Consider the following 15,133-nt stretch of genomic DNA (forward strand, 5'->3'; position numbering starts at 1 on the left):
AGTGAAAGATCAGGAAGCGGAGGGGAAAGGGTCAGCAGCGGAAAGGGTCGGCGCAATGACCCGGGCGGCGCACGAGGCAGCCGCCCGGGCCGCACTCACTTCGCTGCGTTCACGATGGCGCTGGTGATCGCCGGGAAGGCGTTCGCGCCGGAAGAGCGCACGAACAGGCCGGTGCCGTGGTTGTCGGTGGCGCCGGCGTCCCAGTACATCGGCACCATGCCGTGCAGCCAGGCGGAGCGGGCCACGTACTGGTTCCAGGCGGTGCGGTAGGCCTCGGCACCGCTGTACTCGGTGCGGCGGATGGCGCCGAACTCACCGAGGATGACGGCCACGCCGTTGTCCACGAAGCGCGACTTCATGCGCTGGAACTGGGCGTCCACGAAGGCCTCGTTGGCCCAGGTTTCGGTGTTGGCCGCGCTGGTGGCGCCGGCGCCCCATTGCCAGATGCTGCTGTCGGCGTTGAGCGTGAAGTTGTAGGGGTCGTAGAAATGCACTTCCATCGACAGCCGGCTGGCCACCGAATCGCTCGGCACGGTGGCGAAGCTGACCGTGTGGTCGATGTTGGTGTTGAAGCCCTGCACCACCAGATGGCGGGCCAGGTTGTTGCCACCCGTGGCGCGCACCGCGTTCACGAAGGTCTGGTTGAAGCTGTTCTGCACCGAGTAGTACTCGACCGACGGCGTGCCGTAGTCGCCGTCCTTCATCACCTCGTTGGTGCCGGCGAACAGCAATGTGTCGTCGTAGCCCTTGAAGTTGTTGGCGATCTGCGTCCAGAACTTGGTGAGGCGGGTGTTCACCGTGGCCTGCTGCGCGTAGGTGGGCTGCATCCAGCCGCCGTCCCAGTGCACATTGATGACGGTGTAGAGACCGGCCGTGCGGGCGTAGTTCACCACCTGGGTCACACGCGCCATCCAGCTCGCGCTGATGTTGTCGTTGGCATCGGCGTACTGCTTCCAAGACACCGGAATGCGGATGCTCTTGAAGCCAGCGGCCTTGACGGCGTTGATCGTGGCCTGCGTGGTGGCCGGGTTGCCCCAGGCGGTTTCCCCGCCGATGGCTTCGAGCGAGTTGCCCAGGTTCCAGCCGGCGCCCATCAGGCGCGAGAGTTGCACCGAGGTCAGATCACGCATGCCGGCCACGGTGACGGTGAAGTTCTTGGTCGACTTCGCGCCGCAGGCATTGGTGTAGGTGGCCACGGCGGTGCAGCTGGCCTTGGCGGTCAGGTTGAGCTGACGCGCGGTGCTTGTGGCACCGCAGCCCGACCACTTCCACGAGCCTCCGGTGTTGGGCTGCGGGCCGAAGGACACGGCGGTGCCGGCGGTGGTGGACGCAGCCGCCGTGGCGGTCCAGGCGCCGGTGCCCACCTTCACGTACGGCGTGATGGTGGTGGCGGTGCAGGTTTGCGCCCGGGCCTGCGGGGTGATGGACCAGCCGATGGCCGCAGCCAGCAGCGTCATGCTCGAAAAAGCCAGTTTCATGTTGTCTCCGTTTGTTGCGGCAGACGCCCGACATGCGTGGCCGGCGCCCTGACCGGTTCGTGTCACGACCGGTGCCGCAATTTAGTTTGTTCAATGAACTTACTAATGCGGGACAAACACTGATTTGGCGAACTTTCGAGTAAATCAGCCGGAGACGTTCAGGCCAGTCTTTCCACCAGCCAGAAACCGGCGGCGAAGCTGCCGGCCAGCGCGCTCAGGCGCTGCAACCAGCAGTACTTGCCAGGCGCCTTGGCGGCCACCAGCAGCAAGGCGGGCAGCACCGGGGCCACCAGCGCCAGCTGCATCAACTCGATCCCGACGTTGAACGCCAGCAAGGCCTGCGCATGCTGCCAGGCCGTCAGGCCCGCGCCGCTGAGGCTGGCGGAAAACGCCAGGCCATGGATCAGCCCGAAGCCCGCCGCCATCCACACCTCCCCGCGCGCCAGCAGCGGCCGCCAGGCCTGCACGGCGGCCAGCAGCACGGTCAGGGCCACGGCCACCTCCACCGGCTGTGCGGGCACGCGCAGCACGCCGGTGCTGCCCAGCAGCAAGGTGATGGAGTGCCCCACGGTGAAGGCACTCACCACCAGCGCGGCGCGGCGCAAGGCAGCCGCCACCGGCCGCGCCTCGCCCCAGCGGCCCGCCGACGCGGTGAGCGGCGCCACCACCAGCAGCAGGAACAGGAACATCAGGTGGTCGGTGCCTTCAAGAATGTGCCGGGCGCCGTCCTGCAGCAGTCGCCACTGGCTGGCCCCTCTGGCAATGGCCTGCAGCGGCACGGGCAGCTGGGTGACCTCGCTGTTCAACTCACCCAGCGGCAGCGGCGCCCCACCCGCCAGGCCGCCTTCCCAGTCATGGCGCAGGAAGACCTGCACCCGGTGGGTTTTCACCTCATGGGTGATGACATCCAGCAGCAGCATGAGGCGGCGGCGGTCAGCCCCCTCAGGTGCCACGAGCGCCATCTCCGCCACCAGCTCCGCGCTGCCGTCTTCGCCCTCGACATGCAGCCTGGGCCTCAACACCGTCCAGCCGGCGCCTTCGCCCTGCAGTCCGCTGCGCGCACCCACGTGCTGCAGCAGGTACAGCGCCAGGTCGTCCGCATGGCTGGCCAGCACCGCCTGCGGGGCATCCGACAGTGACCGGCCGTAGGCCAGCTCCAGCCGGTTCAGCGGCAGCTGCAGCGTGAGGTTCACGCCGGCCTCGGTCGTGTCAACCCACACCCGGCTCTCGGGCATCGGGTGCGCCATCGCATGCGCCCCCACCAGCACCAGGAGCACGAACAGCAGGCCCTCAGCCAGCCAGCGCAGGCGGTTTGCGAAACGCTGGCTCATCGTTTGAGCCCGCTGGCCCGGCGCACGATCAGGAGCAGCACTTGCCACCGTAGTCCCCGGTCTTGTCGCGCCAGATCGTGTGGAAGTGGATGTCGCTGCTGACGATCACGCCACGCTGCACCGAGAACTCGATCCAGACCCGCGGCCCGTCGATGCGGAAATAGTTGCCGTTGCTGGTGACCGTGCCCGTGCCGCTGTAGGCCACGTAGGTCTGCGCCAGCGCGGTGCTGCTGAGGTAGGCGCCCAGCAGGTCATCGGCGTACTCGGTGGCCTGCGTATTGACGTAGGCCGTGATCACCGCCTGCACCTTGGCCTGGTCCGCCGCCGACAGGCTGCTGTAGGCCAGGCCACGGTTGGTGGTCGGGTAGCTCTTCGGGTAGGTGCCGTCGATGCCGCCGCTGCCGTTGGCGCCGAACAGCAGGTCGCTGTAGGTGCCGCTCAGCAAGGCGCCGCTGTAGGAGGTGAGCACGGCACCCAGCTCGGACACCGCCGTGCGTTGCGCCAGCATCGGATCCCAGGTGGTGCCGTTCAGGGTGAACGAGCCCTTGGGCTCCACACCCAGGAACAGCGGCGTGGGCGACTTCACCGTGCCATTGAAGGCGATGTTGTATGTGAGGTGGTGGCCCGTCAGCTGCAGCAGCCAGTAGCCCGTGGCCGAGGGCGTGCCCACGAATGCGATGTAGTAGTTGCCGCTGCCGTAGGTGCTGCTGCTGGCGCCGTACAGGCTGACCAGCGCATCATCCGCGGCCTGCATGCCCTGGTGCAGCATATTGCCCGTGCTGCTCAGCGCGGTGGCGATCAGGGCGCGGGCGGCCGTCTGCTGCGCGGTGCTCAGGCTCTTCCAGGCCAAGCCGTTGCGGCTGACCATCGACGCAGGCAGGTTCGACCATTGCCGCGCCGTGGTCAGGTTCCAGCTGAGTTGAACGCTGGACTGCTGGCTGCTGCTCAGCGTGGCGATGAAGGCCTGCGCCGCCGTCGTGGCGTCGGCGGCCAGTGCGCTCGACGACGACGTGGTGACGGTCACCGTCAGCACCGCGGCCGAGCTGGTGACCGAGCCTGCGCTGTTGCTCACGGTCACCGTGTAGCTGCCGGCGTCCGACGAGGTGGTGCTCGATACGCTGTACGAGGCGGCGGTGGCGCCACTGATGGCGGTGCCGTCCTTGAACCACTGGTAGGCCAGGGTGCCGCTGCCCGTGGCCGTGACACTGAAGCTGGCCGACGCACCAGCCGCCACCGACAGGGAAGCCGGCTGGCTGCTGATGGTGGGCACGGTGCTGCCGTCTGTGGTGGTGACGGTCAGCGTGGCGGCCGAGCTGGTGACGCTGCCGGCACTGTTGGTGACCACGACGTCGTAGCTGGCAGCATCGTCCGCCGAGGTGACCGCGATGGTGTAGCTCGCCACGGTGGCACCACTGATGGCTGCGCCGCCCTTGCGCCACTGGTAACTGAGCGTGCCGCTGCCGCTGGCCACCACGCTGAAGGTGGCGCTGCCACCGGCCACCACCGTCAGGGAGGCAGGTTGGGTGGTGATGGACGGCGCGGTGCCGGAGGTGGTGGTGGTTGAGGTGTCGTCAGTTGAGCTGCTGCTGCTGCCGCCGCAGGCGGCGACCAGGCTCAACATCAGGACACTGCACAACCAGGCAAGGGTGCGGGCAAACATGAACGGGGCTCCTCTTGATAAGCATCAAATGTGCAAGCTGCACTTTGAAGCCGCTCCGTTGCTGCTTTGTTGCCCGTTGGTTGCACATGCTGATGCGCGGTAGTCCGTCACGCAGGCCCGCCAGCATGCGCGCTGGCGGGCCGGGTTCAGCCCGTTACCAGGCCATTTCGCCCTTCGCCACCTTGGCGCCGATGCCCAGGTTCAGCTCGCCCACGGCCTTCGGGTAAACCGCCTTGGTGCGGGCGATCAGCTCGGCGCTGTCACGCGCGGCCGGCACGGCCTTTTCCCAGTCGGTCAGGTAGCTGCGGGTGTAGGCGATGGCACTGGCGTCCATCGGCGTGCCAGCCACCATGTGGCCGGGCACCACCACCTTGGGCTGCAGCGCGGCCATCTCGTCGAGCTGCTGCACCCAGGCCTGGCGCTCGGCGGCGCTCTGGGTATCGGCCGTCCACACGTGCACCTGGCCAAACACGCCCACATTGCCCACGATGGCCTGCGCCGAAGGGATCCAGGCATACGGACGATGTGCCAGCACGCCTTGCAGGCCGCGCAGCTCGACGCGCTCTCCGTCCACCGTCAGGGTGTTGCCGGTGAAGGCCTCCGGCAGCACAGGCTTGCGCGGTGCATTGGCGCCCATGCGCTGCGGCCAGAACGCCATCTTGGCGGCCAGCTTGGCATTGATCTTGGCCAGCACGGCCGGCGTGGTCAGCACCTTGGCATCGGGGAACACCTGCTTCAGGGTTTCCACACCGAAGTAGTAGTCGGGGTCCGCCTGGCTGACGTAGATGGTGGTGAGTTGCTTGCCGCTGTCGAGCACCTTGGCAGCGATGCGCAGGGCATCGGCACGGGTGAAGCCAGCGTCGATCACCATGGCTTCCTTCTCGCCCGTCACCAGCGTGGAGGTGACGCTGAAGCTGTTGGCGTCGGCGTTGTACACCTCCAGCTTCAGCGGGGCGGCGTGGGCTTGGCCCAGAGTGGCAGCGGCGGCAACGGCCAGGGTGGTGAGGGTCTTGTTCAGGGGGCTGTTCATGGTGGTCTCCGTCAGGGCTTCGACCGGCGGGCTGCCTGTCGATGAACGAGACTTTATTGATGCCCTCCTTGAAGATAAACAGCGACCCGCGCTAATGTTTGTCAACCAGATCGATGCAATCAGCCCTGCCGGGCGCTGTTACTGCGCCGAAGTCCCCCCATCCACCGGCAGCAGCACCCCCGTCATGAAGCTGGCGTCATCCGACGCCAGGAAGGCCACGGCCTTGGCCACTTCCTCGGGCCGCGCCACGCGCCCCATCGGTATGCCGTCCGCCAGCTTCTGCACCTTCCACTGGCGATCGGGGTTGTGGAAGGCCTGGTCCAGCATCGGGGTGTCGGTGTCCCCGGGGCACACCGCGTTCACCCGCACGCCGGCGGTGGCGTGGTCCAGCGCCACGCAGCGGGTTAGCTGCGCCAGCGCCGCCTTCGAGACGCAATAGGCCAGCGCATCCCGCGCGCCCATCAAGGCCCAGTCGGACGCCACATTGACGATGGCTCCGCGGCCCTGCCCGATCATCCCCGGCAGCACCGCCCGGGTGAAGCGGAAGGCGGCGGTCAGGTTCACATCCAGGATGCGGCTCCATTGCTCGTCGGTGCACGACAGCGCAGAGCCATTGATCAGCATCCCGGCGTTGTTGACGAGCACATCCACACTGCCGAACTGCTGCAGCGCGGTGTCGAGCACCCGCTGAGGCGCCTGCGCCTCGGTCACATCGGCGCGCACGAACACCGCAGCCGCGCCTGCCGCCTGCAGGCGCGCCTGTATCGCCTGACCAGCCTCTTGATTGCGCCCCACCAGCACCAGCCTCGCGTCAAGCCGGGCCAGCTCTTCGGCAATGGCCAGGCCGATGCCGGAAGTCGCACCGGTGACGATGCAGGTTTTGCCCGTGAATGAACGCATGACAGCCTCGGTGTGGTGTGGGACGCCAGTATGTGCTCAGTGCCGATGCCCGTCGCCGTGCGGCGCGCCCTTGACCGCAGCGGGAATGCTGTGGCCCGTTGAGCCGTTGAGGCTCAATACCTGAGCCCGTCGGTTCGTGGCCGCCTGTGCCGTGGCCACCAGGCCAGCGAAGGCGTCCTTGGCCATCACCGCCTTGCCGCCCACCATCGTCAGCAGCACCTTGTTGCGGCCCAGCTCTTCTTCGGGCACCTGCAGGAAGTTGCGTTCCAGCACGATCAGATCGGCGAACTTGCCCACCTCGATCGAGCCCACCACATCATCCAGACGCAGCTGACGCGCCGCGTTGCGGGTGATGCCGTGCAGCACGTCCGCGCGGCTCAGGCCCGGGTCGGCGTTGATGCGCCCTTCAAACACCGGCGACAGGCTGGCGGCGCTGTGCGGGTTGGTCGGGTCGCCCGACCGGGTGACGCCGACCTTCAGTGCCAGGAAGGTATCGAACGGGTCGATCGGCCAGTCGCTGCCGTGCACGACGCGCGCACCAGCCAGACGCAAGCTGCCCGAAGGCTCCATGCGGGCGAAGCGCTCTGGCCCGAGGTGGTTCTCGGTGTCGCCGATCGAGTAGGACGCGCGCTGCGCCCACTGGTGCGACATCGTGGCCATCACGTCGAGCGCCGCAAAGCGCGGGTAGTCGGCCACGGCCACGGTTTCCGCATGGGCGATGGCGGGGCGGAAATTGCTGGCGGGGCGCTGAGTGCGTACATGCGCCACGGCGTCCAGCGTCTGGCGCACGGCGCGATCACCGGTGGCGTGGGCATGCACGTCCAGGCCGGCATCGGCCGCGGCCAGCAGCAATGGCTTCAGCACTTCGGGCGGGTAATACACGACACCCGAGTTCGTGCCCGGCACCCAGTTCGGCGCGGCCTCGGTGCCGGCGTTGGTGAAGTACGGAGAGAGCAGCGCACCGTTGTCGGCCGGCGCATTGACCACGCCGTCGATGAACAGCTTGAGCACCCGTGCCCGCACACCCGGCGACACGCCCGGCGTGCCCTGGTCGAACGTATTGCCCAGCGTCTTGGCATCGGCCACGGCCTTCACCGGGTCGGCGGCAGCCGCGTCCGGCGACATGTTGATGGCGAGGTTGACCCGCGCGGTCAGCTCACCCGCCTTCTGCAAAGCCAGGAAGGTCTTGCCGTGCGACTCGCCGGCCGCCGCGTCCATGAACGAGGTGATGCCCTGTTCGCGCAGTGCGGCCAGCGCAGCACGACCCTGCTTGAGCAGGTCGGCGTCGGAGTCCGGCGGAATGGCCGCCTTGAGCTCGAAGCCGGCCGCATCAATGCACATGCCGTTGGGCGCACCGGTGGCGTCACGCAGGAAGGAGCCGCCTGCCGGGTCTGGCGTGGCTTTGGTGATGCCGCCCAGCGCCAGCGCGCGGGAGTTGCCGAGCACGGCATGGAAATCGCTGGAGGTGATGGCGATCGGGCGGCTGGTCTTCAAGCCATCAAGCAGCACCTTGGTCGGGTCACCGTCCAGGCCCGAGGTGGCCTGGCGGTCCCAGTTGACGGCCTCCAGCCAGGCATCAGGTTCACCGCCCGGGCTGGCGTCAAGGCAGGCCTGCAGCTTGCCCACCAGCTGGACATGGCTCAGCGGCGCATAGGCCAGATCGCACACCAGCAGCGCACGGCCGCCGGCCAGCGAATGCAGGTGGGCGTCGATGAAGCCGGGCATCAGCATGCGGCCACCGAGATCGATGACCTTGGTCGAGCTGGTGATGTAGGGCGCGACACCCGTGTTGGTGCCAACGTAGACGATCTTGCCGTCGCGCAGCGCCACGGCCTGCTGCAGGCTGTCGTTGGCGTCCATGGTGGCCACCACGCCATTGCGCAGCACGGTGTCGGCGGTGCGGTCGTCCTGTCCGCCGCAGCCGGTGATGAAGGCAACGACGGCCGCCAGGGCTGCGGCAGACGCAGCCGAAGCATGTTTCCAGTTCATGTGGGCACTCCAGATTGTTGTGGGTCAAACCACGATATCTGGCGGGGGGGGCCTGCAGCCCCCTGCAAATGCGAAGGGGGCCGGGCAATTCCCGGGCGACTCAGCTACCGTGGCCGAGGGCGCCCAGCAATTCGACCTTGTTGCGCACGCCCAGGTGCAGGTAGACGCTGCGCAGGTAGGTGCGCACGGTGGCGGGGCTGAGCTGCAGCAGGCGGGCGATTTCCTTGTAGGAGTGGCCCTGGGCATAGAGCATGGCCGCGCTGCGCTCACGCGGCGGCAGCATGGACGAGCGGCCACCACGGTCCAGGGCAATCACCACCAGCTCGCCGCAGGGCTGCAGGGTCAGGCGCTCCGGCCCCAGTGCCAGCGCGCACGGCGCCTTGGCCAGCGTCGCGCTCACCTCCAGCGGCAACGGTGAATCAACCCAGTCCGGGTATCGGCTGTGCAGCACCTGGCCCAGCCTTGCGCCCAGGTAGAGCAAACCACCCCGCGTATCCGCCAGGGCAAAACCATCAGAGGCGCCAGACGACGCGTCCAGCAGCAGGTCTTGAACCCGGAAGCGCCAGTGCTGCAGCAGGTGCATGGTGAACTGCGCAAAGCGCTCGGCCTCGTCATCGTCGAAGCCGGGCTCGGCCTCGCTGCGGTAGAGCGAGACGAAAAACATCATCCCGCTGTCCGGCATTTCCAGCGTGATGGCCATGGCATGGTCCAGCGCATGCCGCCGCGAGAAGGCCTCCACGTCTGGCGGCAGGTCGTCATGGCCGCTGGCGCGGATGACCGTGCCCAGCTCACGCATCGAGTCGCTCGCGAACACGTCGTCATCAGCCAGCTCATTCCACTCGCGGGCAAACGACGCGCTCAGGTTGATGCGGCCATGCAGCCAGTTCTTGCGCGGCAGGGGCGTGCCCGAGTCTGAACACTCCCCCCACCAGGCCGAGCGGAACGGCAGCAGCTGGCGCAGCACCATCAGGGCATCGTTCATCAGCCTGTCAGGGGGCGCCCGCCGGGCCACTTCGGCCAAGGTCAGCAGGCTTTGACTGAACGAACGCAGCGTGGCGGTATCGGGATGCATGGCGGGCGCAACAACAAGGCGCTGCCAGCATCGGCAGCGGGCCTGACGTTACTCCACCTCGCTGGGCGAGCCCGGATCAGCAGGCGCTTGAGCAGCGACCAGCCGCTCGATCCATGCATCAATCTTTTGTCATCTGCGCTGTTTATCAAACCAAGCCGAATCCATAAAGTTCAGTCCTCAACACCGCCACCCTTGAAGGACACCGCCATGACCGCCCCCACCCTGCACTACATCCACGACCCGCTGTGCGGCTGGTGCTACGGTGCTGCGCCGCTGGTGCGTGTGGCCCGTTCGATGATGACGGTGCAGCCCCATGCGGGCGGCATGATGACCGGCTCGGCCCGCCGCCAGATCAGCCCGTCATGGCGCCAGTTTGTGCTGCCCCATGACCGGCGCATCGCGCAGGTCAGCGGCCAGCCCTTTGGTGAGGCCTATACCGACGGCTTGCTGAACGACACCACGGTGATGCTGGACTCCGGCCCGCCCATCACCGCAGTGCTGGCCGCACAGGCCCTGGCCGGTGCCGATGCTGGCCTGGACATGCTGTCGCGCATCCAGCAGGCGCATTACGTGGAGGGCCGGCGCATCGCTGACCGGGCCACGCTGAGCGAGCTGGCCGCAGCCATCGGGCTCGATACCGACGCCTTCAACGCCAGGTTCGACGAGCTGGAAGGCGCAGCCACGCAGGCCCACATCGCTGAAAGCCTGTCGCTGCTCTCACGCGTGGGCGGCGGTGGTTTTCCGACCTTTGTGCTGGAGCAGGCTGGCAAACTCACGGTACTGGAGATGGGCGCCTATCTGGGCCAACCTGAAGCCTGGCAGGCCCGTCTGGCCCAGGTACCCGGCACCGGCCCCCGCGAGCAGGCCACCACCGACATCAACCCGCCGTTCTGCGGCATCGACGGATGCACACCATGAACCCGCCCCCTGCGGATCCTGAGCCCGCCGTCACCCCGGCCCACCGCGATCACCTGATGCAGGTGGTGCAGCACCTGCGCGCCAACGCCTGGACGCAGGCGCACGATCTGGTGCAGCGCGAAGCCTCACCGATGGCGAACTGGTTGCACGGCATCGTGCACATCCAGGAGGGCGACCTGGAGGACGCGCAGTACTGGTACGAGCAGGCTGGCAAGCACTTCCGCAGCCGCGGCACGCTGGCGGAAGAGCTCGTGCGCTTCGAGCAGGCGCTGCTGCATCAGGCCTGACAGGGGCCCTTGCCAGCGCTCAGCAACCTGCCGTGTTGATGGTGATGCTGATGGCTCCGGTGGCCCAGGCGTTGCCGTAGCGCACGCTGCAGGTCGCCGGGGTGGGCGCACCGTCAAGCATGAAGGTGGTGTACGGGTTGGCGATCGACACGCTGAAGCCCGAATGGATGACCGCCTCATCGATGAGGCCGGTGTTGATGCCGGTGCCCGCGCCGACCCAGCCGTAGTTCAGCCCGTAAGTCTTGCCGTCCATGGTGATCGACCCCATGCGGGCATTGACGTCGCACTGGGTGCTGCGTACGGCACACGCCATGCGCAAGGTCTCTGCGCTGCTTCTGAGCGTGCCGGCCAGCGCGTTCACCACGGCCACGCGCGCAGAGGTGCCGATGTCCAGAAACCGCGGCAGGGCGACAGACGCCAGCACGGCGAGGATGACCACCACCATCACCAGCTCGATCAGCGTGAAGCCGCTGGCGCTCGCTGGCCCGCGTTCGCGCCCGGCGCCTATCGCCTGCATCTGCGCGTTGCCCTGCGGCTTGCGCAGTTGTCTCAGCCCGCCAGGGCCGGCTGGGCGCTGCTGCCTTCCAGCCGGAACACCGCCACGGCGGCCACCAGATCACGCGACTGGGTCTCCAGGCTGGATGCGGCCGCAGCGGCCTCCTCCACCAGCGCGGCGTTCTGCTGGGTCACGTGGTCCATCTCGGTGATGGTGTGCCCGATCTGGCCCACGCCACCGCTTTGCTCGCGGCTGGCCACGCTGATCTCGCCGACGATCTGGCTGACCGACTGGATCGACGACACCACTTCGCGCATCGTCGTGCCGGCTTCGTTGACCAGCGCGGCACCTTCGGCCACCGTGCTGACACTGGCCGTGATCAGCTGCCGGATCTCGCGGGCCGCCTGCGCGCTGCGCTGTGCCAGGCTTCGCACCTCGCCAGCCACCACGGCAAAGCCGCGGCCGTGCTCACCGGCACGCGCAGCTTCCACCGCCGCGTTCAGCGCGAGGATATTGGTCTGGAAGGACAGGCCGTCGATCACGCCGGTGATCTCGCCGATCTGCTGCGAGCTGCCATGGATGGACTGCATGGTCTGCACCACCCGGTCAACCACGGCACCACCGCGCGCCGCCACGTCGCAGGCGTTGCGCGCCAGGTCGCTGGCTTGCGAGGCGTGGTCGGCGGTGGAGCGCGTGGTGCTGCCCAGCTGCTCCATCGTCGATGCTGTCTGTTGAAGGTGCGCGGCCTGCTGCTCGGTGCGCTGGCTCAAATCCTGGTTGCCCTGGGCGATCTCACGCGACGCATGCGCCACGCCCTCGGCGCCGCTGCGCACATGGCCCACCACGGCCGCGAGGCGGTCACGCATGTGGCCCAGTGCAGACAGCAACTGCGCCACTTCGTCGCGGCCACGTGCCGTCAGGCGCTGGGTCAGGTCGCCTTCGGCCACCAGCTTGGCGGCGGTCACGGCGCGCGCCAGCGGCACCGTGATGCTGCGGGCAATCGCCCAGGCCGCCGCTGCGCCGACCAGGCCGGCCAACATGCCCAAGGCGGCCAGCAAGCGGGTGCCGGCCTCGTTCTCGGCGCGCAGCTCGGCTGCGAGCTGGTCAATCGATTCGCGCTGCAGGGCCTGCAAACTCAGCATGCCCGCCAGGTAAGCCTCGGCGGCGGGCCTGAATTCCTTGTCGAGCTTGGCCAGGGCAGCATCCGACTGCCCTGCTTTTTTCAGCTCGGCGATGTCGTCGCGCACCCGGATGAAGGTCTTGCGCGCTTCGCTCAGGCCCTTGAACACCTCGCGCTCGCGGTCGCTGGCCAGCAGCTCCTCGATCTGCTTCTGCAGCGTGCCCGAGGTCTTGCTCGCCGCCTTCACGTCATCCGCGAAGAACTCAACCAGTGAGGGGTCGGCACTGCGAGCGATCGCCCCGGTGCGTCGCACGCCGGCATTGACGTTGGCATACCAGTCACTGACCAGGCGCTCCTTCGTCAGTGGCACCTCCATCATCGACTGCATGTGCGTGGCCGAGCTGTTCAGGTGCAGCAGGGCCGTCACGGTGATGGCGGCCAGCAGGCCGAGCACCAGGCCGAAGCCGATGGTCAAACGCTGGGCAATGGTGAGTTGGCTCATCGATGTCTCCGGATCATGGTGTCTGGCGCGCGTTGCGCCCATGCCTCCGGCACGATGTCTGGGCACAAGACAACGCTGACACGACTGTGCACGGACAGGCGCTGGCGCAGCGTGGTTTGAAGCTGGCGCAATCCGGTGCAATTCAGGCTTTGCCGGGATGTTTCGAAGGACGGCCACCCGACATTGATTCAGGAAACACCGCAGAACCGTAAACTCGGCGCCAATTCGTCAACCAGATCGGATCAATCATGGACCGCCTCAAGGCCATGCAGGTGTTCGTGGAAGTCGCCGAGCGCGGCAGCCTGACCGACACCGCCACCGTGCTGAACATGTCGCGGGCCATGGTGTCGCGCTATCTGGAAAGCCTGGAGCATTGGCTGGGCGTGCGGGTGCTGCACCGCACCACCCGCCGGGTCAGCCTGACCGACGCAGGCTCGGAGGCACTGGAGCGTTGCCGCCAGATGCTGGAACTGGCCGATGACGTGCAGAGCGTGGCCGGCGACCGCCGCAGCGCCCCCAGCGGCTCCTTGCGCATCACCACCGCCACCTCCTTCGCCGAAGCGCACATGGCCGCCGCGGTGGCTGATTTCCTGAACCTGCATCCGCAGGCCCGCATCGAGCTGATCGTGCTGGAGCGGGCCGTGAACCTGGTTGAAGAGCGCATCGACCTGGCCGTGCGCATCAGCAACCGCATCGACGACACGCTGGTGGCGCGCAAGCTGGCCGAGTGCCGCTCAGTGGTGTGTGCGGCCCCGGCCTATCTGAAGGCGCATGGCACACCTGCCGTGCCGGACGATCTGAAACAGCACCGCTGCATCACCCACTCCTATGTGGGCCGGCATGAATTCGTGATGCGCCGCGATGGCCACACGGTGAAGGTGCCGGTGCGCGGCCAGCTCAGCAGCAACGAAGCCGGCGTGACGCTCAATGCCACGCTGGCCGGTGGCGGCATCGCTCTGCTGCCCACCTACTACGCCAGCGAAGCCATCCGGGACGGACGCCTCATCCCCTTGCTGACCGACTGGGAGCCCGAGGTGCTGGCCATCCAGGCCGTGTACCTCTCACGGCAGCATCAGCCGCAGTTGCTTCGCCTGATGCTGGACTTCCTGGCACAGCGATTCGGCGGTGACGTGGCGCCGTGGGACCAGGCCATCGCTGCCACAACGACTGCCAAGCCCGTCACGGCGCGCAAGTTGACCAAGATCACCAAGGCCCACAAGACAACCTGATCGATCAGTGCAACAAACTGTCTACCGAATCGAGGTTTATCGCGCGATTGGCCGCACCTAGAGTCAGACGCACACCCCGTGCTTCAGGGGCTGATGCTGGCTTTTTCAGGTGTTCCCGATGTCCCGTGATGCCGTTCTGCACTGCTTTGTCGACCCCCTCTGCGCCTGGTGCCACGGCGCCGCCCCCCTGGTCGAAGCCGCCAGACCGGTAATACACGTGCAATGGCATGCCGGCGGGCTGCGCATCGGCCCGATGGCCCAGCCCGTCAGCGATGCCTGGCAAGCCATGTCGATGCAGCACGACGCGCGCATCGCGCAAATCACCGGGCAGCCGTTCGGCAGCGCTTACACGCAGGGGCTGTTGAATGACCGCTCCGCCATCCTCGATTCAGCGCCACCGATCACCGCCATGCTGGCCGCCGACGAGCTGGGTGGGCGCGGCCTGGACATGCTGCTGCAACTGCAGAAGGCCCACTACGTGGACGGCCTGCACATCGCCAGCGAAACCGTGCTGGTGAGCCTGGCCGGCCAGCTGGGCCTGCCGGGCGAGCGCTTTCGCAAGACACTCCGGCAGTTGAGCGGGCCGATGGTGCAGCGACACATGCAGGCCAGCCGGGGCTTGATGGAAAAGCTCGGTGCACCGGGCTACCCGAGCTTCGTGGTGGAAGCCGGCGGCCAATTCAAGCGCTTGACCACGGGCGCCTACCTGGGCCGCCCGACCGAGTTTGCCGAGCGCCTGAAGACGTTGACGAGCACCGCCTCTATCAGGCCTGGGCAGGGTGCGCCAGCACGGGTGGCCGCAAGCCACTGAGGCAAGACGGGGCCTCGCCGCACCACCCCGGTGGCCGGTGTTGGGCGCACGGGCATCGCGCCACTATTTCAAATGCTCACAACTTCATCGCCATGCGCCGAGGTGGTGGCGAGCACTTCAAAACCAGGCCGCCGCCCTCGTGCAACGCGTGTGTGCACCGCTGGCCCCGGTAGCTGGTGAGCAGGCGCCCGTCGAGCTCACATCTGCCGGGTTCATGCCGATATCGGGCTGCCCGCACGACGTGGCCTGCGCACAGCACTTCGTTACAGATGGGCCCCGGAGGCCCGGGCAGAATCGCCGGCCGCACCGC

13 protein-coding genes are annotated in these 15,133 nt (G+C 67.5%); 4 read left to right on the forward strand and 9 right to left on the reverse strand.

Annotation, left to right across the window (positions count from 1 at the left end; all coding sequences use genetic code 11):
- Positions 1–95: 95 nt before the first annotated feature.
- The 7 genes from AACH00_RS07640 to AACH00_RS07670 all read right to left on the reverse strand — a co-directional run bounded on the left by AACH00_RS07640 (position 96) and on the right by AACH00_RS07670 (position 9,460).
- On the reverse strand, positions 96–1,478 hold the full coding sequence (locus AACH00_RS07640) for a glycoside hydrolase family 5 protein (RefSeq protein WP_341398498.1): 1,383 nt from the start codon (positions 1,476–1,478) through the stop codon (positions 96–98).
- A 158-nt stretch (positions 1,479–1,636) separates the two neighbouring features.
- A complete protein-coding gene (locus tag AACH00_RS07645) occupies positions 1,637–2,809 on the reverse strand; it encodes a HupE/UreJ family protein (protein WP_341398499.1) in 1,173 nt (390 codons plus the stop codon).
- A gap of 28 nt (positions 2,810–2,837) precedes the next feature.
- Positions 2,838–4,469 (reverse strand): DUF3500 domain-containing protein, encoded by a 1,632-nt coding sequence (locus tag AACH00_RS07650; RefSeq protein WP_341398500.1) that lies wholly within the window; start codon positions 4,467–4,469, stop codon positions 2,838–2,840.
- 154 nt (positions 4,470–4,623) lie between these two features.
- Positions 4,624–5,499 carry an MBL fold metallo-hydrolase gene (locus tag AACH00_RS07655; RefSeq protein WP_341398501.1) on the reverse strand — a complete coding sequence of 292 codons (876 nt, stop codon included), beginning with the start codon at positions 5,497–5,499 and terminating at the stop codon, positions 4,624–4,626.
- Positions 5,500–5,637: 138 nt separating this feature from the next.
- Positions 5,638–6,399, reverse strand: coding sequence for an SDR family NAD(P)-dependent oxidoreductase (locus AACH00_RS07660; protein ID WP_341398502.1), 762 nt, complete (start codon positions 6,397–6,399; stop codon positions 5,638–5,640).
- 36 nt (positions 6,400–6,435) lie between these two features.
- Positions 6,436–8,388 carry an amidohydrolase gene (locus AACH00_RS07665; protein WP_341398503.1) on the reverse strand — a complete coding sequence of 651 codons (1,953 nt, stop codon included), beginning with the start codon at positions 8,386–8,388 and terminating at the stop codon, positions 6,436–6,438.
- Positions 8,389–8,488: 100 nt separating this feature from the next.
- The gene (locus tag AACH00_RS07670; RefSeq protein ID WP_341398504.1) at positions 8,489–9,460 is read right to left on the reverse strand and encodes a helix-turn-helix transcriptional regulator; all 972 of its coding nucleotides are present in this window, start codon (positions 9,458–9,460) and stop codon (positions 8,489–8,491) included.
- Between the two features lie 207 nt (positions 9,461–9,667).
- Between AACH00_RS07670 and AACH00_RS07675 the strand changes: the two genes are divergently transcribed.
- Positions 9,668–10,378: a DsbA family protein gene (locus AACH00_RS07675; RefSeq protein ID WP_341398505.1), complete on the forward strand. Its 711-nt coding sequence runs from the start codon at positions 9,668–9,670 to the stop codon at positions 10,376–10,378.
- On the forward strand, positions 10,375–10,665 hold the full coding sequence (locus AACH00_RS07680) for a hypothetical protein (protein WP_423221913.1): 291 nt from the start codon (positions 10,375–10,377) through the stop codon (positions 10,663–10,665). The genes AACH00_RS07675 and AACH00_RS07680 overlap by 4 nt, the downstream gene beginning before the upstream one ends.
- Positions 10,666–10,684: 19 nt before the next feature.
- Here the strand turns inward: AACH00_RS07680 and AACH00_RS07685 are convergent, their stop codons facing one another.
- Complete coding sequence (locus AACH00_RS07685; protein ID WP_341398506.1) at positions 10,685–11,182, reverse strand: type II secretion system protein; 498 nt, start codon at positions 11,180–11,182, stop codon at positions 10,685–10,687.
- A 32-nt stretch (positions 11,183–11,214) separates the two neighbouring features.
- A complete protein-coding gene (locus AACH00_RS07690; RefSeq protein ID WP_341398507.1) occupies positions 11,215–12,783 on the reverse strand; it encodes a methyl-accepting chemotaxis protein in 1,569 nt (522 codons plus the stop codon).
- Positions 12,784–13,031: 248 nt separating this feature from the next.
- Between AACH00_RS07690 and AACH00_RS07695 the strand changes: the two genes are divergently transcribed.
- Together AACH00_RS07695 and AACH00_RS07700 are read left to right on the forward strand one after the other, a co-directional pair.
- Positions 13,032–14,012 (forward strand): LysR family transcriptional regulator, encoded by a 981-nt coding sequence (locus tag AACH00_RS07695; RefSeq protein WP_341398508.1) that lies wholly within the window; start codon positions 13,032–13,034, stop codon positions 14,010–14,012.
- 217 nt (positions 14,013–14,229) lie between these two features.
- Positions 14,230–14,823 carry a DsbA family protein gene (locus AACH00_RS07700; RefSeq protein ID WP_341398509.1) on the forward strand — a complete coding sequence of 198 codons (594 nt, stop codon included), beginning with the start codon at positions 14,230–14,232 and terminating at the stop codon, positions 14,821–14,823.
- The last annotated feature ends 310 nt before the right edge of the window (positions 14,824–15,133 follow it).

This window comes from Ideonella margarita (genome assembly GCF_038066635.1).
Taxonomy (GTDB): domain Bacteria; phylum Pseudomonadota; class Gammaproteobacteria; order Burkholderiales; family Burkholderiaceae_C; genus Ideonella; species Ideonella margarita.